At 33.7% G+C, this 25,638-nt stretch carries 25 protein-coding genes; 23 read left to right on the top strand and 2 right to left on the bottom strand.

Going from position 1 to position 25,638, the window contains the following annotated elements:
- Positions 1–61 precede the first annotated feature (61 nt).
- From AC6CH4_RS22260 to dusB, 23 genes are all read left to right on the top strand, one after another.
- Complete coding sequence (locus AC6CH4_RS22260) at positions 62–760, top strand: ABC transporter ATP-binding protein (protein WP_498106917.1); 699 nt, start codon at positions 62–64, stop codon at positions 758–760.
- Positions 750–2,033 (top strand): ABC transporter permease, encoded by a 1,284-nt coding sequence (locus AC6CH4_RS22255; protein ID WP_498106883.1) that lies wholly within the window; start codon positions 750–752, stop codon positions 2,031–2,033. Before AC6CH4_RS22260 ends, AC6CH4_RS22255 begins: the two co-directional genes overlap by 11 nt.
- Positions 2,008–2,457 carry an acyl-CoA thioesterase gene (locus tag AC6CH4_RS22250; RefSeq protein ID WP_498106881.1) on the top strand — a complete coding sequence of 150 codons (450 nt, stop codon included), beginning with the start codon at positions 2,008–2,010 and terminating at the stop codon, positions 2,455–2,457. The genes AC6CH4_RS22255 and AC6CH4_RS22250 overlap by 26 nt, the downstream gene beginning before the upstream one ends.
- A gap of 51 nt (positions 2,458–2,508) precedes the next feature.
- Positions 2,509–2,907: a hypothetical protein gene (locus tag AC6CH4_RS22245; RefSeq protein WP_498106879.1), complete on the top strand. Its 399-nt coding sequence runs from the start codon at positions 2,509–2,511 to the stop codon at positions 2,905–2,907.
- A 343-nt stretch (positions 2,908–3,250) separates the two neighbouring features.
- Positions 3,251–4,420, top strand: coding sequence for a beta-ketoacyl synthase N-terminal-like domain-containing protein (locus AC6CH4_RS22240; protein WP_498106877.1), 1,170 nt, complete (start codon positions 3,251–3,253; stop codon positions 4,418–4,420).
- A 59-nt stretch (positions 4,421–4,479) separates the two neighbouring features.
- Positions 4,480–5,112: a 3-oxoacyl-ACP synthase gene (locus tag AC6CH4_RS22235; RefSeq protein WP_498106875.1), complete on the top strand. Its 633-nt coding sequence runs from the start codon at positions 4,480–4,482 to the stop codon at positions 5,110–5,112.
- Complete coding sequence (locus AC6CH4_RS22230) at positions 5,100–5,357, top strand: phosphopantetheine-binding protein (RefSeq protein WP_026727250.1); 258 nt, start codon at positions 5,100–5,102, stop codon at positions 5,355–5,357. The genes AC6CH4_RS22235 and AC6CH4_RS22230 overlap by 13 nt, the downstream gene beginning before the upstream one ends.
- Before the next feature lie 95 nt (positions 5,358–5,452).
- Positions 5,453–6,655, top strand: a complete 1,203-nt coding sequence (locus tag AC6CH4_RS22225) for a beta-ketoacyl-[acyl-carrier-protein] synthase family protein (RefSeq protein WP_498106873.1) — start codon at positions 5,453–5,455, stop codon at positions 6,653–6,655.
- Positions 6,652–7,713, top strand: a complete 1,062-nt coding sequence (locus tag AC6CH4_RS22220; RefSeq protein ID WP_498106871.1) for a beta-ketoacyl synthase N-terminal-like domain-containing protein — start codon at positions 6,652–6,654, stop codon at positions 7,711–7,713. Before AC6CH4_RS22225 ends, AC6CH4_RS22220 begins: the two co-directional genes overlap by 4 nt.
- The gene (locus AC6CH4_RS22215) at positions 7,710–8,486 is read left to right on the top strand and encodes a polysaccharide deacetylase family protein (RefSeq protein ID WP_498106869.1); all 777 of its coding nucleotides are present in this window, start codon (positions 7,710–7,712) and stop codon (positions 8,484–8,486) included. Before AC6CH4_RS22220 ends, AC6CH4_RS22215 begins: the two co-directional genes overlap by 4 nt.
- Positions 8,476–9,111 carry a flexirubin biosynthesis/transport protein LolA2 gene (gene lolA2, locus AC6CH4_RS22210; protein ID WP_498106867.1) on the top strand — a complete coding sequence of 212 codons (636 nt, stop codon included), beginning with the start codon at positions 8,476–8,478 and terminating at the stop codon, positions 9,109–9,111. The genes AC6CH4_RS22215 and lolA2 overlap by 11 nt, the downstream gene beginning before the upstream one ends.
- Complete coding sequence (gene lolB2, locus AC6CH4_RS22205; RefSeq protein ID WP_498106865.1) at positions 9,077–9,712, top strand: flexirubin biosynthesis protein LolB2; 636 nt, start codon at positions 9,077–9,079, stop codon at positions 9,710–9,712. Before lolA2 ends, lolB2 begins: the two co-directional genes overlap by 35 nt.
- A 27-nt stretch (positions 9,713–9,739) precedes the next feature.
- Positions 9,740–10,345: a porin family protein gene (locus AC6CH4_RS22200; protein WP_498106863.1), complete on the top strand. Its 606-nt coding sequence runs from the start codon at positions 9,740–9,742 to the stop codon at positions 10,343–10,345.
- Positions 10,346–10,350: 5 nt separating this feature from the next.
- Positions 10,351–10,965, top strand: coding sequence for an outer membrane beta-barrel protein (locus AC6CH4_RS22195; RefSeq protein WP_498106861.1), 615 nt, complete (start codon positions 10,351–10,353; stop codon positions 10,963–10,965).
- A 4-nt stretch (positions 10,966–10,969) separates the two neighbouring features.
- Complete coding sequence (locus AC6CH4_RS22190) at positions 10,970–11,347, top strand: ApeI family dehydratase (RefSeq protein WP_498106859.1); 378 nt, start codon at positions 10,970–10,972, stop codon at positions 11,345–11,347.
- A complete protein-coding gene (locus AC6CH4_RS22185) occupies positions 11,344–11,829 on the top strand; it encodes a hypothetical protein (protein ID WP_498106857.1) in 486 nt (161 codons plus the stop codon). The genes AC6CH4_RS22190 and AC6CH4_RS22185 overlap by 4 nt, the downstream gene beginning before the upstream one ends.
- A 19-nt stretch (positions 11,830–11,848) precedes the next feature.
- Positions 11,849–13,036, top strand: a complete 1,188-nt coding sequence (locus AC6CH4_RS22180) for a DUF2062 domain-containing protein (RefSeq protein ID WP_498106855.1) — start codon at positions 11,849–11,851, stop codon at positions 13,034–13,036.
- Between the two features lie 150 nt (positions 13,037–13,186).
- Complete coding sequence (locus tag AC6CH4_RS22175; RefSeq protein ID WP_498106853.1) at positions 13,187–16,867, top strand: 1-acyl-sn-glycerol-3-phosphate acyltransferase; 3,681 nt, start codon at positions 13,187–13,189, stop codon at positions 16,865–16,867.
- Positions 16,868–18,382 carry a phytoene desaturase family protein gene (locus AC6CH4_RS22170; protein ID WP_498106851.1) on the top strand — a complete coding sequence of 505 codons (1,515 nt, stop codon included), beginning with the start codon at positions 16,868–16,870 and terminating at the stop codon, positions 18,380–18,382.
- Between the two features lie 8 nt (positions 18,383–18,390).
- Positions 18,391–20,052, top strand: a complete 1,662-nt coding sequence (locus AC6CH4_RS22165; protein ID WP_498106849.1) for a C45 family autoproteolytic acyltransferase/hydrolase — start codon at positions 18,391–18,393, stop codon at positions 20,050–20,052.
- 2 nt (positions 20,053–20,054) lie between these two features.
- Positions 20,055–21,347: a flexirubin biosynthesis putative acyl-CoA ligase FlxY gene (gene flxY / locus AC6CH4_RS22160; protein ID WP_498106847.1), complete on the top strand. Its 1,293-nt coding sequence runs from the start codon at positions 20,055–20,057 to the stop codon at positions 21,345–21,347.
- Between the two features lie 89 nt (positions 21,348–21,436).
- Complete coding sequence (locus tag AC6CH4_RS22155; protein ID WP_498106845.1) at positions 21,437–22,264, top strand: toxin-antitoxin system YwqK family antitoxin; 828 nt, start codon at positions 21,437–21,439, stop codon at positions 22,262–22,264.
- A gap of 144 nt (positions 22,265–22,408) precedes the next feature.
- On the top strand, positions 22,409–23,401 hold the full coding sequence (gene dusB, locus AC6CH4_RS22150; RefSeq protein WP_498106843.1) for a tRNA dihydrouridine synthase DusB: 993 nt from the start codon (positions 22,409–22,411) through the stop codon (positions 23,399–23,401).
- Positions 23,402–23,452: 51 nt separating this feature from the next.
- Here dusB and AC6CH4_RS22145 read toward each other — a convergent pair whose 3' ends face one another.
- Both AC6CH4_RS22145 and AC6CH4_RS22140 read right to left on the bottom strand, forming a co-directional pair.
- Entirely contained in the window at positions 23,453–24,055 is a 603-nt protein-coding gene (locus AC6CH4_RS22145; protein WP_498106841.1) for an N-acetylmuramoyl-L-alanine amidase family protein, read from the bottom strand.
- Positions 24,056–24,121: 66 nt separating this feature from the next.
- The gene (locus AC6CH4_RS22140) at positions 24,122–25,549 is read right to left on the bottom strand and encodes an MATE family efflux transporter (protein ID WP_498106839.1); all 1,428 of its coding nucleotides are present in this window, start codon (positions 25,547–25,549) and stop codon (positions 24,122–24,124) included.
- Positions 25,550–25,638: the final 89 nt, after the last annotated feature.

Here is a 25,638-nt window from a genome sequence, read left to right as displayed (position 1 = left end):
CTATATTTTGAATTCCATTATAAAAATAGAATCCCTTTCGAAAAAGTACAAAGACGCAGAAATGTTTTCTTTGAACGACGTTTCGCTGGAGATAAACGAAGGTCAGATTTTTGGATTATTAGGTCCAAATGGTGCCGGAAAAACTACTTTAATCTCAATGCTCTGCGGATTGATCAAACCAACTTCAGGACATTTTACGATTAATGATCTGGATTATTCGCATCATTCCTCCAAAATCAAAAAGATCATTGGCGTTGTTCCTCAGGAATATGCACTTTATCCAACCTTGACAGCTCGTGAAAACCTACATTATTTTGGAAGTATGTATGGCTTGAAAGGTTCTTATTTAAAAGACAAAGTAATTGAAACTTTAGATCTTTTGGGACTTTTAAAATTTGCCGACAAACGCATTGAAACCTTTTCAGGCGGAATGAAACGCAGAGTCAATTTGATTGCCGGAATTCTGCACAATCCGAAAGTTTTGTTTTTGGATGAACCAACCGTTGGTGTTGATGTACAATCTAAAAATGCTATTTTGGATTATTTAAAAGTATTAAACCAAAACGGAACAACGATTATTTATACTTCGCACCATTTGGCTGAAGCCGAAGATTTCTGCGACACAATTGCCATTTTAGACCAAGGCCGAATTTACGCCCAAGGCACGCCATCCACTTTGATTGCGTCTGTCGAAGAAGCCAGAAATCTTGAAGAAGTTTTTATTTCATTAACCGGTAAAGACTTTAGAGATGCTATATAAAATTTGGATGTCGGTCGTAAAAGAATTTTTATTGCTGAAACGCGATTTAGGCGGTTTGATTATTCTATTTGTCATGCCTTTGATATTGGTAATCACGGTTACTATCATTCAGGATAGTACCTTTAAAACCGTAAGCGACAATAAAATTCAAATTTTATTGGTAGATAACGACAAAGGTTCGGTTTCAAAAACAGTTTTTGATAATCTGCAAAAGAATAATGCATTCGATATTATAACGAAAATCGATAATCAGCCAATTACAGAAGAAGTTGCCAAAGAAAATGTTTACAAAGGAAAATTTAAATTGGCGATTGTAATTCCGAAAGATTTAAGTGTTGATTTGCAAGCCAAAGTAGATCAGAATGTACAAAACATTGTGAGCAAAATGGGTTTTACCGATTCTATTGCCGAACCTAAAAATTCAAAAGTTTTACAGCAAAAAGAAGTTAAATTGTATTTTGATCCGGCTGTTCAAATGAGTTTCAAAACTTCAGTTATGAACGCTATTGACAAAATGATTTCTCAGATTGAAACCAAGTCCATTTATACGACTTTTCAAAATCAATTGGGCGAAGAAAATACACAATTCGACCAAAAGAGTTTCATTACTTTTAAAGAAATAATTCCAAGAATAAACAACAAAGAAATTTTGCCGAATTCAGTTCAGCATAACGTTCCTGCCTGGACACTTTTTGCGATATTTTTTATTGTGATTCCGTTGTCCATCAATATTGTAAAAGAAAAATCACAAGGAACGTTTGTGCGTTTATTGACCAATCCTGTTTCGAATTTAATCGTGATTATCGGAAAAACCATTACGTATTTAATGATCTGTATGATTCAGTTTTACATGATGGTTGCAGTCGCAATATTCTTATTTCCGCATATTGGTTTACCTCCATTAAACGTTGAAGGACATTTATTTTTAATGAGTATTGTTGCTTTATTTTCTGGTTTTGCCGCAATTGGTTTCGGAATTTTATTGGGAACTGTGGCGAGCACTCAGGAACAATCGGCTCCGTTTGGTGCAACGAGTGTAATCATTTTAGCTGCCGTTGGAGGGGTTTGGGTTCCTGTTTTTGCTATGCCGAAAATTATGCAAATCATTGCGAAATCATCGCCTATGAATTGGGGATTGGAAGCTTTTTATGACGTTTTATTGCGCAACGTTTCTTTCCTCGAAATCATCCCAAAAATAAGTTTGCTATTTTTGTTCTTTATAATCACAACTTCCATTGCCTTATTTTATGACAAAAAGAAAAGAACAGTATAACGAAGCCACTTCCCTAACCGTTTCGCACGAAATCAGAATTCGTTTCAACGAAACTGATCCTCTTGGAATCGTTTGGCACGGCAATTATATTACCTATTTTGAAGATGGAAGAGAAGCATTTGGACGCGAACACGGACTTACCTATTTAGACATTGCCAAAACCGGTTTTACAACGCCAATTGTAAAATCAAAATGCGAACACAAACTATCTTTGCGTTACGGCGATGTTGTAACGATTGAAACAACCGTTGTCGATACACCAGCCGCAAAAATAATTTACCGTTTTAGAATTATAGACGAAAAAGGCGAAGTGGCCTGCACCGGAGAAACCGTTCAGGTATTTTTAGATAAAGAAGGAAACTTAATGCTGACCAATCCTCCTTTTTATGAGGAATGGAAACGTAAAGTGGGGCTTTTAAAATAAATTAAAAATTACCGGTTATATTTCTAAAATAACTTTAACTCAAAACAAATTATGAAGAAAACTGTAATGTTATTTTTAATAGTTTTAATTTCAATTTCTTGCCAAAAGGAGACGACAAAAAAAGAAAAACCTGTTGAAAAAACTACAGCTGAAAATACTAAAATAGAAAAAAAAGAAAGCCTCCCAGAAACCATTGACTCCAAAAATGCAAAAAAATGGTTAACTGAAACTGTAAACGCTTATTTTAAAAAAGACTTTCCTAAAATGTCAGGGATAACGACCAAAACGTATGAGGAATATAAAACTGAAGCTACAAATGTTGACTTAGATACTGACGTAGCAATGACTCAAACAGAATTTGAAAATAAGTGGAAAAATAAGTACGACACAAAATATGCAGGAATAGGATATGGTTTTTTAATATCCGGACAAGATTGGGGGGAAAATTGAAATTACAGAATGTAATTTATTATCAGGAAACGAGAATAGTTATGTTTTTCAAACTATACTAAGTGATACAGAATTTAAAACGGACTATAAAAGAGATATAAAAATTATAAAATCAGAAAAATCTTTTTTGATAGATGATGTTATAGAATATAATTAAATATAAAATAGCAAACAATTGACCAAATCAATTGTTGAACCTTTTTCCTGCAAGGTTTTGGAAACCTTGCAGCGTTATATAAAAATCTGCTTTAATCTGTTTAAATCTGCGTGCCATTTTTTCCAGACAAAGCTTTAAAATACCTACAAGGTTTTGAAAACCTTGCAGGACAGCAAAAATTACAAAATGATAAGAGAAGTATATATAAATGAAACCAATTGTATCACGCCTTTAGGTTTTGATGTTGACTCCAACATCGAAGCGATTTTGCGTGGCGATTCAGGAATTCAATTGCATCAGGATATTTCCTTGATGCCGAATCCGTTTTATGCTTCTGTTATTTCTGATGAAAAAATAAAAAGTGCTTTTGAAAAAATAAGTACTGAAACCAAATATTCTCGTTTAGAGAAAATGATGATTTTGGCTTTAGAGCCGATGATCAAAAATTCCGGAGTTGAGTTAAATTCGAAAACGGCTTTTATACTTTCGACCACAAAAGGAAATGTTACGGCTTTAAAAGAGCATTCTGAAGCGAGTTTTCAAAATGCCCATTTAGATGTTTTGGCAAAAAATGTTGCTGATTTCTTCGGATTTCAAACAACGCCAATCGTAGTTTCGAATGCTTGTGTTTCTGGAATTTTAGCGATTTCAGTTGCCAAAAGAATGATTCAGTCGGAGCTTTATGATACCATTTTTGTCGTTGCCGGCGACGAAGTTTCAGAATTTGTATTGTCTGGTTTTAATGCTTTTCAGGCAATGAGCGATTTGCCTTGTAAACCCTATTCTAAAAACAGAACCGGCGTAAGTTTGGGCGAAGCAACAGCTGCTGTTTTAGTTTCAGCGGAAGCCAGAAATGCTAAAATAAAAATTATTGGAGACAGTTCGATAAACGATGCGAACCATATTTCCGGACCATCAAGAACAGGCGAAGGTTTGTTCAGAAGTATTCAGAATGCGATGAAAGAAGCGAAGATCAATTCCAATCAAATCGATTATATTTCAGCGCACGGAACCGCAACTCCTTTCAATGATGAAATGGAAGCGATTGCATTAAATCGTTTGGATTTACAAGACGTTCCGGTCAATAGTTTGAAAGGATTTTACGGTCATACATTGGGCGCTTCAGGATTATTGGAAACGGTAATCGCAATTGAATCAACCAATCAAAATACACTTTTTGAATCGAAAGGTTTTGATGAAATCGGCGTAAGCGAAAGGATTAATGTTATTCAGAAAAACGAAGAGGCAAGTATTGAAATTTTTCTAAAAACGGCTTCTGGATTTGGAGGTTGTAATACGGCCGTGGTTTTTGAGAAAACGAAACACGAATTACACAAATTTTCACAAATTAATTAGTTAATTTAAACTCAAAAACAATCCGTGCAAATTAGTGCAATTAGTGTTAAATCAAAATAATGACTCAAAAAAAAACCTACATACAATCCTACCTCACAATCCAAAACAACGAAATTGTTTTGAACGGAGCTTCTGTATTCAAAATTGAACCAACTAATTTTGCTGATTTCTCCAAACAGGCGTATCGCAATTTTGACATTCAATATCCGAAGTTTTTTAAAATGGATGCTTTGAGTAAATTGGCTTTTTTAGGTGCCGAATTGCTTTTGAGTCCGATAACTTCTTCTGAGGAAGAAAATAATATCGCTTTGGTTTTGGCCAATAAATCATCGAGTTTGGATACTGATGTAAAATATCAGGAATCTATTTCGGACAAAGAAAACTATTATCCGAGTCCGGCGGTTTTTGTTTATACACTGCCAAATATTTGTCTGGGCGAAATAAGTATTCGCCATCAGTTGAAAAGCGAGAATTCTTTCTTTATATTTGATGTTTTCAACACCGAATTTATGTCGAATTATTCGAATATTTTACTAAATTCGGATAAAGCAGATGTCGTGCTTTGTGGTTGGGTAGAATTTTTTAATGACGATTACAAAGCGTTTCTTTGCACAATAAGCAAAGAAGAAAATACAGAATATACGAACGAGACTATCAATACATTATATAATAACTCATCATGGAAGCATTAAAAGAAGAATTAAAAAATAAAATCATTACAACTTTAAACTTGGAAGATATCGCAATCGAAGACATTGCTGATAACGATCCTTTGTTTGGAGACGGTTTAGGTTTAGACTCGATTGATGCACTTGAATTAATCGTGATTTTAGATAAAGATTACGGAATTAAATTGGTGGATCCGAAAGAAGGAAAATCAATTTTCCAGTCGATTGAAACTATGGCGGCTTACATTAGCGCGAACAGAACAAAATAGATTTTAGATTGTACGATTTTTAGATTATTGGATATTCTTATTTATATAATTTAAAAGTCTAACAATCCAAAAATCCAAAAATCTAATAATCTACAATGACAAAGGGCATTGCAATAACCGGAATGGGAATTATCTCTTCGATTGGAAATTCAGTCGAAGAAAATTATATTTCGTTAATCGAAAATAAAATTGGCATTTCCCGAATCCAAAATATTCCGACTGTTCATGCCGATGTGATTAAAGTTGGCGAGATCAAAAAAACTAACGAAGAATTGGTTGCCGAATTACAGCTTTCTGAAAATAATAATTTTTCGAGAACCGCGATGATTGGCACTTTAGCAGCCAAACAAGCGGTTGAAAATGCCGGAATCATCTCGATAAACGAATTTAGAACCGGACTTATTTCGGCTACAAGTGTTGGAGGTATGGACATGACTGAAAAACATTATTACGATTACTTCGAAAATCCGGATCTTGTAAAATACATTTCCTGTCATGACGGCGGCGATGTGGCTGAAAAAATTGCTTCAGAATTAGGTTTGAAAGGAATGGTTACCACAATTAGTACGGCCTGTTCATCGGCAGCAAACTCGATTATGCTGGGAGCGCGATTGATCAGAAGCGGAAAATTAGACCGTGTTATTGTTGGCGGAACGGATGCTTTGGCAAAATTCACCATCAACGGATTTAAAACTTTGATGATTTTATCAGACGATTACAACAAACCTTTTGACAATACCCGAAAAGGATTAAACCTGGGTGAAGCGGCCGCTTATTTAGTTTTAGAATCAGATGAAATGGTTGAGAAATACAACAAAAAAGTATTGGCAAGAGTTTCAGGTTACGGAAATGCAAACGACGCTTTTCATCAAACGGCTTCTTCAGAAAACGGCGACGGCGCTTATTTAGCGATGAAAAAAGCTTTTGAAGTTTCGGGTTTACAACCTTCTGATATTGACTACATTAACGTTCACGGAACCGCAACTCCCAATAATGATTTATCTGAAGGAAGAGCCTTACTCCGAATTTATGAAGATGGAAAAGTGCCTGATTTCAGTTCAACCAAACCTTTTACAGGCCATACATTAGCGGCAGCAGCGGCAATTGAAGCCGTTTACAGTGTTTTGGCGATTCAAAACAGTGTAGTATATCCAAATTTGAATTTCGAAGTTCCAATGGAAGAATTTGAGTTGCAACCTCAAACTTCTTTAAAAATGAAAAATATCGAACACGTTTTATCTAACTCTTTCGGTTTTGGAGGAAATTGTTCAACCCTTATATTTTCTGCTAACAAATGAAAAAAACATATATAAATGGAGTAGGTTGTATTTCGACTCAAAAAACATTTGATACTGTTTTTTTAGAAGAAGCTATCATTAACACAAGCGAAACTGTTCTTTCAATTGTGTCTCCGGTTTACAAAGATTACATTTCTCCTGCCGCAGCAAGACGAATGGCAAAAGGAGTAAAAAACGGAATCGTAGCTTCGGCCCTGGCCATGAAAGATGCGAACATCGAAAATGTAGACGCGATTATTACCGGAACTGGTTTAGGATGCATTGAAGATTCTGAAAAATTCCTGAAAAATATCCTGGACAATAATGAAGAGTTTTTAACTCCAACATCTTTTATCCAATCCACACATAATACGGTTGGCGCTCAAATTGCTTTATCATTACAATGTAAAGGTTACAATTTTACATACGTAAACGGAGCAGTTTCTTTTGAGTCGGCGCTTTTGGATGCGAAAATGCAGATTGAAGAAAACGAAGCCAATTCGATTTTGGTTGGTGGCATTGACGAAACCGGCGAATATACCATGTCACTTTTTAAATTGGCAGGACGAATTAAAAAAGAAAACGACCTTCCTTCTGATATTTTAAATACAACTTCAACCGGAGTTGTTTATGGCGAAGGCGCGAGTTTTTTTGTTTTAGAAAACGAAAGAAAAGATTCGACTTATGCTGAAATTTTAGATATTGAAATCAGAAATACACTGGAAGTAAACGAAATTGAATCGGAACTAATTGCTTTTTTAAAGGCCAATAATTTAGAAATTTCAGACGTCGATGCTGTTGTTTTTGGTTTTGGTGGAAATATTGAATCTGATGTTTATTACAAAAATCTGGCTGAAAATGCTTTCGCAAAAACACCACAATTGTATTATAAACATTTGAGTGGAGAATACGATACAGCTTCGGCTTTTGCTTTGTGGATGGCATCAAAAATTATAAAAACGCAGGAAATTCCGAAAATCGTAAAAGTAAATTCGGTTACAAAACCAGCTTACAATACCATTTTATTGTACAATCAGATAAATGGAAAAAATCATAGTTTTACGTTACTTTCAAAATGATAACGCATAAAAACATTTCGTTATTCTTTCTCTTTTTATTGCTTTTACTGCTTCTTCTGAATCTCTATACAGCAATACATTTACTATGGTTTATCGGGATAATTTTAATCTGGATCGGAATAAATGCTTTTGGTTCTGCCCGAATTTCTTCCAATTATCATATAAAAGCGTTCTGCCATAATCCGTCGGAAACAGAAAAAAAAATTGCTCTTACTTTTGATGACGGCCCGAGTATTTTTACTTTAGAAGTTTTAGAATTGCTAAAAAAACACAATGCAAAAGCCACTTTTTTCTGCATTGGGAAAAATATCGAAGCACATCCGGAAATCATCAAACAAATTATTGCTGAAGGTCATTTGGTTGGCAATCATTCTTATAAGCATTCGAAGTTCTTTGATTTTTATAATGCTAGGAAAATCATAGAAGAAATTAAGAAAACGGATCAGCTTCTTGAAAAATACACTTCAAAAAAAATAAACTTCTTTCGTCCGCCTTACGGAGTTACAACACCTTCGATTCGCAGAGCCTTAAAATTAACCGGTCATAAAGTAATTGGCTGGAATATTCGTTCGCTTGACGGCAGTACAAAAGACCAAAATTTAATTTTCAATCGCATAATAAAACGAGTTTCTCCCGGCGGAATCGTACTTTTGCACGACACGGGATTACACTCTGTTTTAGTATTGGAACAGTTTTTGCAATTTTTACAGCAAAACAATTATAAAGTGATTTCTGTGGAAGAACTTTTGAATCTTAAAGCATATGAAAACTAGACTATATATTTTTCTTTTTATCCTAACCATTTGTACTTCGTCACTTTTTGCACAAGAACAAAAAATGACCGATGCCGAAATTGCAGCTTTCAAGCAGGACGTAAATGTGATTTCCAAAAAAATCAAAACCTTAAGTACCGATTTCGTTCAATATAAACATATGGACTTTTTATCCAAGGATATTGAAACATCTGGAAAAATGATTTTTAAGGAACCGAATCTTTTACAATGGCAATACAAAAAACCATACAATTACAGTATCGTTTTTAAAAATGGTAAAATCCTGATTAACGACGAAGGAAAGAAAAGTGCAGTTGATATTGGCAACAGCAAAATATTTGGACGCATCAATAAATTAATTGTTGGAAGTGTGAGCGGAAATATGTTTGACGACAAAGAATTTGCGATTTCGTACTTCAAATCAAAAGGACAAAATATTGCGAAATTTGTTCCTAAAGATGCTGCTTTGAAAAAATACATTAAACAAATCGAACTGACTTTCGATAAAGAAGAAGCAACTGTAATTCAGGTTAAATTGTTAGAATCCTCTGAAGATTATACCCGAATTGTACTTAAAAATAAAGTGATCAATGCAAAAATCGACGATTCAGTTTTTACTAATTAATTGCTTTTTGGCAATTGTTTTGGTTTCTTGTGGCTCGGTCACTAAAAATTACACGCCTAAAAAATTAGACAAAACGTCTTATGTAGTTCCTTATTTTTCTGAACCCAAAACCGATTATGTTTACAAAACCAACATTACAGTTTACGGTCATGATATGTCTGGAATCTTTATCGCCAAGAAAATAAATGACACCACACATCGTGTTGTTTTTACAACCGAATTTGGTAACAAATTGTTCGATTTTGAGATTTCTGAAAAGAGTTTTAAAGTCAATTCGATTGTATCGGAATTAGATAAAAAAATCCTGATCAATACGCTGAAAGAAGATTTTAGACTACTTCTTAAAAAAGAATATTTGATTCAGGAACAGTTCGAAAATGAATCGGATAACATTTATAAATCGGCAGACGGGAATCGGGACAACTATCTTTTCGTCTCCAAAAAAGAGCAGAAATTAGAAAAACTAGTTCGTTCTTCTAAAACAAAAGAAAAAATAACAATTACTTTTACTTTAGAAAACGATATTTTTGCTAAAAAAGTTGTCATTTTACATCAGAATATCAAATTGAGAATTGAGCTAAATTATTTTAAATCAGAGTAAAATTCACATTAACCTAAACTAAACCAAATGAGAAAAATAGCCTTAATTGCATTCGTTTTATTTATTGGCCTTGTAACTTCACAAGCACAAGTCAGAGTTAGTCCTGGAATTCGTGGTGGTTTAAATCTTTCAAGATTAACCAATATTGATAACAATAATATGAAGTCTGATTATTATATTGGAGGTCTAGTCGAAATCAAATTCAATAAGTTTTTTACACTTCAGCCTGAATTAACTTATTCAAGACAAGGTTCCGAAGGACGTGAATATTTTGTAGACGATGATTCGTTTGAAAATACAAAATATGAATTAAATTATGTAACACTTGGCGCGGTTGCAAAGTTTAACTTTGGCGGAGGTGGTTTTCACCTTTTGGCAGGACCATCACTCGATTTTAAAACTAGCGACAATTTTGGACGATACGGATATAATCCGATTGATACAGATCTTGCTTTTGTAGGCGGAATTGGTTACAGCCTTCCAAACGGATTAACTTTTGAAGCCAGATTTAAACAAGGATTTATTGATATTTACGGTTATGATGGTGTTGATTATGATGACTATTATTATGATCAGGTTATTTTAAATCAGGTTTTTCAGTTTGGTATTAGTTATACTTTTAAAGTAAAATAATCATTTTGAAGTATAGAAATTTACTAATCGCCGCAACAGCTTTTTTTGCATTTCAACAAGCTGGTGCACAAACTTCTTTTAAACCAGGTTTAAGAGGGGGTTTTTCGTTTTCGACTATTTCAGAAACGCGTTCCAGTTATAAAACTGATTTTTATATTGGTGCCTTTGGAGAAATAAATATTACAAAAAAATATGCGCTTCAGCCTGAAATAACGTATAGCAGACAGGGTTCTGATAATGTTGGATATTATTTTAATGATAATACCCAAACCGAAATAGTAAAATCTCGTGATTTGCAAATGGGTTATTTATCCTTTACGCTTCTTAATAAATTGACATTTGGACCCGGAATTCAAATACAATTTGGTCCTGCAGTAGATGTTCTTGTAAATGATAATTTGGACAAAGTAGAAATGTATAATGATTTAGCGTTTATTACTGGTATTGCGTATCGTTTGCCTTCTGGTCTTACGTTTGAAGCCAGATTAAAAAAAGGTATATTGGATGTATTTGATAGTTCCTATTATAATGACCGAAATGATTATTATTTATTTGGAAGTTACAATACCAATGTCAATTTTCAATTAGGACTTTCTTATGCCTTTGGAGGAAAAAAATAGCAAAATGGTTTTAAAAGATTTTTACAAAGTTCTTTCGGAAGAAAAAACAACTGATTCTAAATATAATATTACGATTTTGGTCAATGAAAAACATGAAATTTTCAAAGGCCATTTTCCGGGAAACCCGATTATGCCGGGAGTTTGCATGATTCAGATTATAAAAGAACTGACAGAAAAAATAACTGAAAGTACTTTAATGATTCAGACGCTTGCCAACGTAAAATTCATGGCGCTTATTAATCCGGAGAATAATCCGGAATTGCGTTTAGAACTAGATATTACAACGACTGAAGATAATTTGGTGAAGGTAAAAAACACCACTTATTTTAACGAGACGGTTGCTTTAAAATTGAGCAATGTCTATAAAAAACTGGAGCTATGAAACTGCTATTAACATTCCTTTTATGGGTTAATTTTGCTGGTACGCCAGACTTGGCCGCAATCAGAAAAATGTATACTGGCGTTACAAAATCAGAAAGCAACGCTAAAGAATTTTCAGAAAATTTGTCTGGGATTTCAAACACAGATGATAAAACTTTAGTGGCTTATAAAGCTGCTTCGATTTTATTGGATTCAAAGTTGGAGAAAAAATTAAAGGATAAAATCGATCGTTTTAAAGAAGGTGCAAAATTATTGGAGTCGACTATAAAAAGCGAACCAAATAACATTGAGATCAGACTGATTCGATTGAGTATTCAGGAAAATGTTCCTGGAATTACGGGTTACAAAAAGAATATTAAAGAAGATAAAAAATATATTACGGAGCATTATGCAGAGCAAAATGCTGCCTTAAAAGATTACTTAAAAGACTTTATTTTACAATCGAAAAGTTTCTCTGAAAAAGAAAAACAATTCGTTAAGTAGGCGAAAGCAAAACTCCAAAATGAAACCTACTTTGTCACAGCACGATCTTCCAGATTCCACTTCCTTTTGTGTTATTGTCCCAACGTACAATAACCACAAAACACTTAAAAAAGTGCTGGATTCTGTTCTGGATTTTACCCCCAATGTCATTATCGTTAACGACGGTTCGACAGATTCAACACAAGAAATTTTAAAATCCTATTCGGGGCTTACTCAAATTCATCATCCTAAAAATTTAGGAAAAGGTCGCGCGCTTAGAAATGGATTTCGAAAAGCAATCGAAATGAAATTCGAATATGCTATTACCATCGATTCTGACGGACAGCATTTTGCTTCGGATATTCCGAATTTTATTGCCGAAATTCAAAACGAACCCAATTCTTTACTGATTGGAAGCCGCAATATGACGCAGGAAAATGTGCCAAAGAAAAGCAGTTTCGGAAATAAATTTTCTAATTTTTGGTTCAAATTTGAAACCGGAATTAAATTGGAAGACACGCAATCCGGCTTTCGATTATATCCTTTACAATTGATTCCGAAACAATTTTATACCAATAAATTTGAGTTCGAAATTGAAGTTATTGTCCGTTCAGCATGGAAAGGAATTACAGTAAAAAACATTCCGATTCAGGTTTTGTACGATCCGGCAGAACGTGTTTCTCATTTTCGCCCTTTCCGTGATTTTACACGAATTAGTATTTTAAATACCGTTTTGGTAACGAATGCTCTTTTGTATATCAAACCAAGAGACTTCTTTCGAAGAGCAAAAAAAAAAGGTTTTAAAAAATTCTTTCTTGAAGATATTTTAGAAAGCAAAGATTCCAATTTTAAAAAATCGGCTGCCATTGCTTTAGGCGTTTTTATTGGAATTTCTCCTTTTTGGGGTTTTCAGACCATTTTGCTTTTTACTTTTGCTGCTTTATTTAAGCTTAATAAGGTCATTGCCTATTTGTCTTCAAACGTTAGTTTTCCACCGTTTATTCCTTTTGTTATCTACGGTTCTTTAAAAATGGGAAGCTATTTTGTCACTAATGATGTTCCATTAATTTTAGACAGTTCGATTACACTTGATGATATTCAAAAAAATGCTACACAATATATCGTCGGAAGTCTTATTTTAGCATCCGTTTCGGCGCTGTTTTTTGGTCTGTTGAGTTATTTGCTTTTAACGGCTTTTACTAAAAAACATTCTGAAAAATCTTTGTAGTTTTGCCACAGATTAAAGGATTACAATGATTTTTTTTCGCCACGAATTCACGAATTATTTTAAGCTAATTCGTGAATTCGTGGCGAACGGACAAAGATTTTAAATCAATTTAATCCTTTAATCTGTGGCAAAAAAAAATAATAAATAATTATGCATCACTATTTCTACGCCATTCATATGTTTGTCAACCGAAGAAAATCTTTGTCGGTTGCGCTGGCTATTTTGATGCTTTTTGTTTTTGGCTTTTTTGCTTCTCAAATTAAATTTGAAGAAGATATTACGAAATTAATTCCAACCAACGACAAGTCTGACGTAACGGCAAAAGTTTTAAAACAATTAAATTTTGCCGATAAAATAACCGTTATTTTCAAACTCGAAAAAAACGGAACGGACGAAGATTTAAAAGAAATGGCAACTGCTTTTTCTGATAGTGTTGCCAAATCCTGCAAACCTTATGTTACCGGGATTCAGGGAAAAATTGACGAAGAAAATATTCAGGAAACTATTGATTTCGTTTACGGCAATCTGCCGCTTTTCCTGGATAATAAGGATTACGAAACCATTCAAAAGAAACTGCAGAAAGACAGTATTGCGGCAACCGTTCAGGGAAATTACAAATCGATTATTTCGCCATCCGGGTTTATTACAAAAGATTTTATTCTGCAGGACCCGCTTGGGATTTCGTTTATCGCTTTAAAAAAATTACAGCAATTAAATATTGGTGACGATTTTACGCTTGACAATGGTTTTGTCATGACCAAAGACAAAAAGAAATTATTGCTTTTTATAACTTCAAATATTCCGTCGAGCGAAACGGAGCAAAACACCATTTTTGCTTCTAAACTCAAATCAATTCAGGAAAACTTAAATCAAAAATTTAAAAACAAAACATCGATCAGTTATTTTGGTTCGGCTTTAATCGCCGTTGCCAATGCCAATCAAATTAAAAGCGATATTGTTTTAACGACAACAATCGCGATGATTACGCTAATGCTGATTTTGATTTTGTTTTATAGAAAGGTATTAATTCCGCTAATTATTTTTCTGCCAACAGTATTCGGCGCTTTGTTTGCCGTGGCGTTTTTATATTTTGTGAAAGAACAGATTTCAGCGATTTCACTCGGAATTGGTTCAATCTTACTCGGAATTACAATTGATTATTCCATTCATATTCTGACGCATTACAAACACAACAGCGATGTAAAAACATTGTACAAAGATATTACGATGCCGGTAATTATGAGCAGTTCGACTACGGCTGTTGCCTTTTTATGTTTGCTGTTTGTAAAATCAGATGCATTGAATGATCTGGGAATTTTCGCTGCCGTGATCGTAATGGCTTCGGCATTTTTCTCGCTTTTGATTGTACCGCATTTATACAAACCAAAAGAAAACAATTTTGAGCACAAGAAAAATGTCATTGATAAATTGGCTCATTTTTCTTTTCATAACAATAAAATATTAATTGGTTTTTGTGTTTTAATTACCATTGTCTGCTTTTTTACTTATAATAATGTTGGTTTCAATAACGATTTGTCGCAGTTGAATTTTGTTCCTAAGGAAATTAAAGCGGCAGAAAAAGAATTGGAAGAAAGCACGAGTTTAACTTCAAAAACTATTTATGTTGCTTCATATGGAAAAAGCATGGAAGAAGTTTTGCAAAACAACAGCCAGCTTTTTTCTGATTTATCAAAAGAAAAACAACAAAACAAAATTTTAAATTTTAGTTCGGTTGGCGGCATTATGCTTTCGCAAAAAGAGCAACAGCAAAAAATTGACCAATGGAATTCGTTTTGGGATGCCAATAAAAAACAGCTTTTAAAATCTGAATTAATTGCCGAAGGTTCAAAACTCGGCTTTAAGCCAACCACTTATTCTAATTTTTATGACCATTTAGATTTCAATTTCAAACCAATTTCCGCTCAGGAATATTTAAAAATTCAGGCGTTGCAACTGAAAGAATTTGTAACCGAAAAAAATGGTTTTTATACGATTTCGACTTTGGTAAAAGTGACTCCAAAACAGCGAGACGCTTTTGTAAAATCGGCTTCAGCCAAAAATAATCTGATTGCAATTGATCGCCAGCAAATGAATGAAACGTTTTTCAGCACTTTGAAAACCGATTTTAATTCGCTTGTCAATTATTCGTTTGTTGCAGTAATTCTGATTTTGTTTTTCTTTTTCAGAAGAATCGAATTGGTAATCGTGAGCTGTATTCCGATCGCATTAACCGGAATTGTCACGGCAGGAATTATGGGCATCTTTGGCATTCAAATGAATATATTCAGCATGATTGTCTGCACTCTGATTTTTGGACACGGAGTTGATTTTAGTATTTTCATGACCAGCGCACTTCAAAAAGAATATTCAACAGGGAAAAACGAAATTGCCATTTACAGAACATCCATTATTTTGGCTGTTATTACCACTATTTTAGGAATTGGCGCAATGATTTTTGCCAGACATCCGGCGTTGAGATCTATTTCATCGGTTTCATTAATTGGAGTTTTCGCCGCATTGATTATCACATTTATCTTCTATCCGATCCTCTTTAAACTATTTATATCAAATCGTTCGAAAAAAGGAAATCCACCTTTTGTTTTACGCACCTTTATTCACGGTATCATTTCGTTTACTTATTATGGACTTGGCGGTATTTTGATGTCACTTTTCAGCATTACCATCATGCCGATTCTTCCGATAAAGGAGAAAACTAAAATGAAAGGCTTTAGATATGTGATTTCAAAATTCATGAAATCAGTTTTATATTCGAGTCCGTATCTTCATAAAAAAGTCATTAATAAATTTGATGAAAATTTCGAAAAACCAGCCATTATTATTGCCAATCATTCTTCGTTTATCGATATTCTGGCAATGGGAATGTTGAGTCCGAAAATCATATTTTTAGTGAATGACTGGGTATACAACTCTCCTATTTTTGGCGGCACAGTAAGAAAAGCTGGTTTTTATCCTGTTTCAGAAGGAATTGAAGGCGGCGTTGAACATTTGCGTCAAAAAGTAAACGAAGGCTATTCGTTAATGATTTTTCCTGAAGGAACCCGCTCTGAAAGCAATCAGATTAAGCGTTTTCATAAAGGCGCTTTCTATCTTGCCGAAGAATTCAATATAGATATTCTGCCTGTTTTAATTCACGGTGCTTCAGAAGCAATTCCGAAAGGTGATTTTGTAATTCATGACAGTTCTCTAACCGTTTCTATTTTAGAAAGAATTTCACCAGATAATCTTTCTTTTGGGAATAATTATGCTGAAAGAAGCAAACAGTTAAGTTCGTATTTTAAAGCTGAATTTGCTAAAGTTCGTCAGGAATTGGAAGGGCCGGAATATTTCAAAAAAATGCTTATTCATAGTTATGATTATAAAGAAATTGAAATCATCAACAGTGTTAAAAGCAATTTAAAAACACATTTCGAAATCTATTATCGCTTAAACAGGCATCTTTCCGCGAAAGCCAAAATATTGCATTTAGCAAATGATTATGGGCAACTGGATGTTTTATTGACCTTGCAGGAACCACAGCGAAAAATACATTCTCATATTGCTGACGAAGAAAAATCGTTAGTAGCGAAAACCAATTATTTCCTTAAAAAGAGAAAAATATCTTATCTGGAAAATCTTGAAAGCATTTCAGAAAATCAATTTGATGCCGTTTTAATTTCGGATGAAAACTACAGTAATACTATTAAAAAAATCGTTGCTCTAACTTCTTGCATTATTTTGATTGATAATTTCACTTTAAAAACCACTTTGATTAACTTTGGTTTTGAATGTGTTTTAGAAGAAAATTCGATAATCGTATTAAAGAAAAATTAGATGAAAGAACAATACGATGTTGTAATTGTAGGCAGTGGACTAGGCGGTTTAGTCTCGGCAATTATTTTGGCGAAAGAAGGCTATAGCGTTTGTGTGCTCGAAAAAAACAATCAATACGGAGGAAATCTACAAACTTTTGTACGCGATAAAACCATTTTTGATACCGGAATTCATTATATCGGAGGTTTAAGTGAAGGGCAAAATCTCTATAAATATTTTAAATATTTAGGGATTATCGACAAATTAAATCTAAAAAAATTAGATGAAAATGGTTTTGATATGATCTCTTTTGAAGACGATCAAAACGAATATCCACATGCACAAGGTTATGAAAATTTTGTAAAACAATTAGAGCATTTTTTCCCTGAAGAAAAAGAAAATATTGAGGAATACTGCACCAAACTACGAACAATTTGCGACTCATTTCCACTATACAATTTAAAATGGGAAGGCAAATACGACAATGCTATTTTAGAATTAAACGCAAAAGAAATAATCGACAATAGTACTCAAAATGAAAAACTAAAAGCTGTTCTCGCCGGTACCAATTTTCTGTATGCGGGTATTGATAAATCACCGTTTTATGTTCATGCACTTTCAGTAAATTCCTATATACAAAGTTCCTGGCGCTGTATTAATGGCGGAAGCCAGATTACAAAACAACTTTTAAAACAACTCAAAAAACATGGTGGCGAATTTTATAAATATAAGGAAGTTACTCGTTTTAATGTTGAGAACAACAAAGTAACGGCTGTTGAAATGAAAGACGGGACTCAGGTTTCTGCTACTCGTTTTATCTCTAATATAGATCCTAAAATTACACTGAAACTAGTTGGCGAAGAGCATTTCAGAAAAGCATTTTTTAGTCGAATTCAGAGTCTTGAAGGCGTTATTTCGGCTTTTAGTTTATACCTTGTTTTTAAGCCTGAAACTTTCAAATACATCAATCATAATCATTATCATTTTAAGAAAAGCTCTGAAGTCTGGAATGCCCATGATTACGACGAAAATTCATGGCCAAAAGCTTTTATGGCTTCTATGAATGCTTCAAAAAAACAAGAAGAATGGGCAGAAGGGATGACTTTCATCACGTATATGAAGTATGACGATGTGGCTCCCTGGATGAATACTTTTAACACAACTGTAGAAGAAAATAATCGTGGCGAAAGTTATGAAGAATTTAAAGACAGAAAAACAGCTAAATTTCTTGATGAAATTGAACTAAAATTTCCAGGAATAAAAGATTGTATTCAGTCGATTCATACTTCGACACCACTTTCTTATCGGGATTATATTGGCGGACACAATGGTAATATGTATGGATATGTCAAAGATTCCGGCAATCCGATGAAAACCCTTATTCCATCAAAAACTAAATTAGACAATCTTTATCTTACCGGACAAAGCATCAATATGCACGGCGTTTTGGGGGTAACTATTGGAGCTATCGTAACCTGTTCTGAAATTCTTGGAAAAGAATATTTAGTAACCAAAATCAATCAGGCATCTGAATAAAAAAGAATATGAAGAGTCGAATTCCATTACTTTTCTTTATCAGTTTTACATTGATGTTTCTTGCTTGCGGAACATCAAAGTCAAAAAAACATTTACCTGATATTGCGCATTATAATGCCACTAAACCTGTTGTAACCAAACAATCTGATACTGTGTTTTTCTCAGGTAAAAATTCGCTTTTAAAGAACAAACAAGGTCTGTGGGAATTATATGTTGAAGGTGATCCTCTCGAAATTGGTCTTTCAAATGGCGCTTTATCAGATTCACTTTTAAAAAAGCAGGAACAAATATTTTTTTCCAGGATTGAAGATATTGTTCCTTCCACATTCCAGCAAAATCTACTTCGGAATTTTCTAAAATGGTACAACCGAAAATTATATCAGAATGTTCCAAGCGAATATCAAACAGAAATCTATGGTGTTTCTCAATACAATTCTAGAAATTTTAATGACATAGCACCACAATATCAGCGTAGTTTATATTTGCATGCCGCGCACGATATTGGCCACGCCTTACAAGATTTGGCTTTGGTTGGTTGTTCCTCTTTTGCTGCCTGGGGTGAAAAATCTGAAAGTGGCAATTTAATTCTTGGCCGTAATTTTGACTTTTATGTAAATGATGCTTTCGCAGAAAATAAAATAGTTGCTTTTATAAAACCCAAAGAAGGTCACCCGTTTATGATGGTTACCTGGCCCGGAATGATTGGTGCCGTTTCCGGAATGAATAAAGAAGGTTTGACGGTTACGATAAATGCATCAAAATCTAAAATTCCGTTAAGTGCCAAAACACCTATTTCTATTCTAACTCGTGAAATTTTGCAATATGCGCAAAACATAGACGAAGCAATTGCTATTGCTAAAAAGAGAAAAGTATTTGTTTCTGAGTCTATAATGGTTGGAAGTGCTCAGGATAATAAAGCCGTTTTAATCGAGGTTTCACCTAAAAAAATGGGCATCTACGATGTTCCAAATAGTAAACAATTGATTTGTTCGAATCATTTTCAGAGCGATGCTTTAAAAAATGAGGAGCGAAATCAGACGCAAATTTCTAATAGTCATTCTAAATATCGTTTTGACAGAATGCAGGAACTTTTTACTGAAAATCCTCAAATAAATCCTCAAATTGCATCAAAAATTCTGAGAAATAAAGAAGGATTACATGATATAGCTTTAGGTTATGGAAACGAAAAAGCATTGAATCAATTGATGGCGCATCACGGAATTATTTTTAAACCAAAGGAAAAATTAGTTTGGGTTTCTACAAATCCATATCAATTGGGCGAATTTGTATGTTATAATTTAGATTCTGTTTTTAAAGATAGAAAAACAAAATCTATAGTTTCTTTTGAAGAAGAAAATTTGAATATTGCCAAAGATCCATTTTTAGATACAAAAGCATTTCAAAACTATCAGAAATTTAGAATCGAAGACGATAAAATAGATTTATATTTGAAAAATAAAAAGGAGATTCCTTTAGAATTTATTCAGCATTACCAATCTTTAAACCCTGATTACTGGGTTGTATATTATAAAGCAGGATTGTATTTTTATCAAAAAAAATATTTCCAACTTGCTCAGATTAACTTTGAGAAAGCATTAACCAAAGAAATTACAACTGTTCCTGAAAAAGAAACAATTGAAAAATATTTAAAAAAAATCAAGAGAAAATGACCATGATTCCAGCAATAGAAAAAGATTCTTTAGACCAAATTAAAATTTTTCAGGAACAAAAATTAGCTGAGCTTTTAACGTATATCAATGAGAATTCTCCTTTTTATAAACGTCTTTTTGCCGGAAGAAATATTGATATTAGGAAGGTTAAAACACTCGAGGATTTACAATATTTACCCGTAACCACAAAAGAAGATTTACAGCAATATAATGATGATTTTTTGTGCGTGCCGCAACATAAAATTATTGACTACGCCTCTACTTCAGGGACTTTAGGTGATCCGGTAACTTTTGGTTTAACTGATTCTGATTTGGATCGATTGGCTTATAATGAAGCTATTTCGTTTGCCTGCGCCGGAATTGCAGAAGGCGATGTGGTTCAATTAATGACGACAATCGACAGAAAATTTATGGCTGGTTTGGCTTACTTTTTAGGTTTAAGAAAACTGAAAGTTGGAGTCATACGCGTTGGTGCAGGAATTCCGGAATTGCAATGGGATTCGATTTTAAAATACAAACCTTCCTATTTAATTACGGTTCCTTCTTTTCTTTTGAAACTGATTGAATATGCAGAAATACACGGAATTGATTATAACAATTCGAGCATAAAAGGAGCCATCTGTATTGGAGAATCTTTGAGAAATGAAGATTTTTCGATGAATACCTTATCTAAAAAAATTGCAGAAAAATGGAATATTAAGTTGTTTTCGACTTATGCTTCAACTGAAATGAGTACCGCTTTTACCGAATGTGAACACGGAATTGGCGGACATCATCATCCGGAATTAATTATTGTAGAAGTTTTGGATGAAAATAACATTCCTGTAAAAAATGGCGAAGTTGGCGAATTGACTTTTACCACTTTAGGAATTGAAGCCATGCCGTTATTACGTTTTAAAACCGGCGATATTGTACAACTTCATGATGAACCTTGTGCTTGTGGAAGAAATACTTTACGCGTTGGGCCAGTAATTGGACGCAAAAAACAAATGATTAAATACAAAGGAACAACACTGTATCCGCCAGCGATGAATGATGTTTTGAGTGGTTTTGACAATATCGAAAATCATCTTATTGAAATTTCCACCAACGATTTAGGAACGGATGAAATTCTGATAAAAATTGCCGTAAAAAATCAAACACCAGAATTTCTTCAGGAAATCAAAGATCATTTCAGGGCTAAATTAAGAGTCACTCCAAAAATAGAATTCGCTTCAAAAGAAACTTTAAATCCGTTAGTTTTTAATCCGATGAGCAGAAAACCAATTCGGTTTTTTGATTACCGAACTGCATAGACCCTAAACTGGAAAGCTGTGAATCCATATTTTAGAAAAAATCTTTTAATTTTAAGTTTTATTGTTAACCCAGAAATTTCAAAATCAAAATGGCATTTTCAAAACTAAAGACAATTTTACTTTTAATTTTTATTGTGAAAATTTATTCACAACAAAAGTATATCACTAAGTATGAAAATGGTAAAACTAAAACAGAAAGTTTCATAAACAAAAACACTTTAGATAGTATATATAAAGAGTACTATCAAAATGGAAATTTAAAAACAGAAGGCTTTTATAAAGATTGCGAATATAAAACAAATCGTAAAGGAATTTATATTGCAGGTTGCGGAGTTGGTAAAGAAAAAGACACCATTCAAGTCGGAAAAAAACACGGAATTTGGAAAAATTATTATGAGAACGGAACTTTAAGTTATACTGCTAATTATCATTGTAATATAATGCAAGGCAATAATTTTTCATATAATAAAGATGGAAAACTGGAAACAATAGAGTTTTACAACGAAGGAAAATTAATGTATGCCCAGGAATTTAATGAAAATGGAATAGTCGTTGAAACTTCAGATTACAAATATGAAGTTGGTAAAAATGAAAATTTTAAAAAAGTTCACATATTTCAATTCTACGATAATGGAGATTTAAAAAGTGAAAATACACTTGAAGAAAGTAATAAAAAAGATATCGAAACTTATAAGGAATACTTTTATAATGGATTTTTAAAACTTGAAAAAAACACCATAAATAATGAGAAAGTTGGTGTTTACAGAGAGTATTTTGAAAATGGAAATATAAAATATGAAGGTATATTCGATAAAAATATTCCAGTAAAAAAACAATATTTCTATAATGAAGATGGAAGTGTCTCTAAAATTGAGACCTGGAAAAACGGAAAACTATTAAAAACACAACCCAAATAAAAAGATATTTTTACCAGAGATATTGATAATCACCATTATAAAAAAACCTTTATCCCGAAACTTCGGGATTGTCGCTCTGCCCCTTTGTACCTCTAATTGCACAAATTCGATTAAAAAGTTGTAATTTTGCACAAAATATTGAAGATGGTCAAGATTGGCAACATAGAATTACCCGAATTTCCTTTATTACTCGCACCGATGGAAGATGTGAGCGATCCGCCGTTTCGCAGATTATGCAAAACACACGGGGCTGACATGATGTATTCTGAATTTATTTCATCGGAAGGATTGATTCGTGATGCTATCAAAAGTAGAATGAAGCTGGATATTTTTGATTACGAACGTCCGGTGGGAATTCAGATTTTTGGCGGAGATGAAGAAGCAATGGCACTTTCGTCTAAAATTGTTTCTACTGTAAAACCAGATTTAGTGGATATCAATTTTGGTTGTCCGGTAAAAAAAGTAGTTTGTAAAGGTGCAGGAGCCGGCGTTTTAAAAGATGTCGATTTGATGGTTCGTTTAACGAAAGCTGTTATCAGAAGTACCGATTTACCTGTAACTGTAAAAACGCGTTTAGGCTGGGACGAAAGCTCTATTAATATTGATGAAGTTGCCGAAAGACTTCAGGATATTGGTGTTCAGGCTTTGACCATTCACGCCAGAACCCGTGCACAAATGTACAAAGGCCACGCCGATTGGTCGCATATTGCACGTGTAAAAAACAACCCGAGAATTACAATGCCCATTTTTGGAAATGGAGATATCGATAGTCCTGAAAAAGCATTAAAATATAAAAATGAATACGGAATCGACGGAATCATGATTGGTCGTGCTGCGATTGGTTATCCGTGGATTTTTAATGAAATCAAACATTTCTTTAAAACGGGAGAACACTTACCTGCTCCAACCGTTATCGATCGCGTTGAAGCTGCCAGAAACCATTTAATGTGGTCAATGGAATGGAAAGGTGAAAGATTGGGAATCGTTGAAATGCGACGCCATTACACTAATTATTTCAAAGGAATTCATTCGTTTAAAGAATACAAACAAAAATTAGTTACAACTGATGCACCTGAAGATTTATTTGCAGTTATGAAAGAAATCGAACAGGTTTATGCAGGATATGAGTTTGCTTAAAACATAAAAAAAGACCTTCGATTGAAGGTCCTTTTTATTTTAATTATCTCTTTACTTTACAGCTTCTAATATTTTTGCGGCAATTTCATTTTGCCCTTTTTCACTGGTAATGTAGGTTCTGTCATTAACATTTGATAAATAACCCACTTCTAAAGTCATTGCCGGACAATTTGAATTTTTCAATATATAAAAGGAAGCTTCTTTCACTTCACCTTTTGAAAAATAATCTCCTGCCACTTTATCAACCAGAATCTCAGCATTTGTTTTAGATTCGTTGTAAAATTTAGATTTAGAAGAAACATATGCCTGAACACCATTCTTGTTTAAATTCTCAGAAGCATTAATATGCAATGAAATTACTAAGTTCGGATTTAGATTATTGATCATAGAAACTCGTTCGCTTAATTCCATAAAATGATCACCTTCACGAAGTAAGACAATTTCTAAATTTTCATTTTTATTCTGAGCTTTAATCTTTTTAGCAATTGTTTCTACAATTGTTTTTTCCTGCAAACCATTCAAGGCTGCACCAAAGTCATCTCCACCGTGACCGGCATCAATAACGATTATCTTTTTAGTCTCTAATGACTTAAAAGCAAAAAGTCCAAACACGGCCGCACTCAAAATTACCAGAACTTTAATCTTAGTTTTCATATCAATTTGTTTTTGGTTATAAATTACCAACGATGATATTTAAGAAATATTGTACAAAACAAAAGCTTAAACCTGAATACGTTTCCACTTTCCTCTTTTATAAAGCACAATTCCTGCTAAAGTTATCGCAGTTTCAGCAACCGGAATCGCAATAAAAACTCCAGTAGGTCCCATATTAAAATGTTTTGCCAATACATAAGCTAAAGGAATTTGGAATAGCCAAAATCCGAAGAAATTAATTCCGGTTGGCGTCCAGGTATCACCAGCACCATTGAAAGTATTGATCAAAACCATTCCGATTCCGTAGAAAACAAATCCAACGCTCATAATTTGTAATGCTTCAACAGCGACTATTCTAACCATTTCGTCATTTGTAAAAAATGAAATGATGTATTTTCCAAAAACCAATGTAATGACCATGATCGTCGCCATAAAAATGACATTGTATCTTGCTGTTGTATATACTGATTTTTCAGCACGTTCAATTTGTTTCGCACCTAAATTCTGTCCAACCAAAGTTGCCGCTGCATTACTCAGTCCCCAAGCTGGAAGTATAAAAAACATCATAATTCTCAATGCGGTCTGATAACCTGCAGAACCGTGATCACCACCAGTTGTAGCAACTAGTTGCGCCAGAAAAATCCAGCTACAAGAGGCAATAACGAATTGTAAAATTCCTGGGGCTGCGATTTTTACCAAGGCTTTTATCTGCTTAAAATCTGGGATAAAATACGAGATAAAAATTCTTAAAACTCCATTCCCAAAAAATAAATGATACACTTGGTATAATACGCCGATACTTCTTCCTAAAGTGGTTGCCAAAGCAGCACCCACTAATCCAAAAGCCGGAATAGGTCCTAACCCGTTAATCAAAATTGGACATAAAATAATATTGCAGATATTCGCCAGCCATAAACTTTTCATAGCAATTGCAGCATTTCCGGCCCCACGAAATATTCCGTTGATTAAGAATAAAAGCATGATACATAAACTGCTTCCAATCATGATTTGAGTAAATCGGAAACCATGTTCTGCAGCTTCAACGGATGCTCCCATCAAAATTAAAATATCTTTAGCATAAATAACGCCCAAAATACTCATTATGCTATTGACTGCAAAAGCAATAATGATGGCCTGCATTCCAGCCTTCGCAGCAGCGACTGGATCTTTTTCTCCAATGCGTCGCGCCACAACAGCCGTTGCTGCCATACTCATTCCGATTGCCAAAGAATAGATAATCATCAGTACCGATTCGGTTAAACCAACAGTCTGAATTGCAAAACTGCTGTGCTCTAAATGTCCAACGAAATATAAATCGACTAAAGCAAAAACCGATTCCATCATCATTTCCAAGACCATCGGAATAGCTAATAAAATAACGGCTTTTTTAATGCTTCCGGCAGTATAGTCAAACGATTCGTCGCCTTTGAGTGCTTGTTTTAAAGTGGTAAAAATTTTAGAAAATAAACTTTTTTGTATTGTTGTTTCTGTCATGATATATAGGATAAATGATAAAATTGGTCCAGATTGAATTATCTGAACACGAGAAAAAAAACGTAAGTATCCTAATTATTAAAAAATAA

It is taken from the genome of Flavobacterium sp. GQ95, assembly GCF_059758655.1.
Note: the sequence above shows the minus strand (reverse complement) of the source record. Positions and strands in the feature narration are given on the sequence as shown.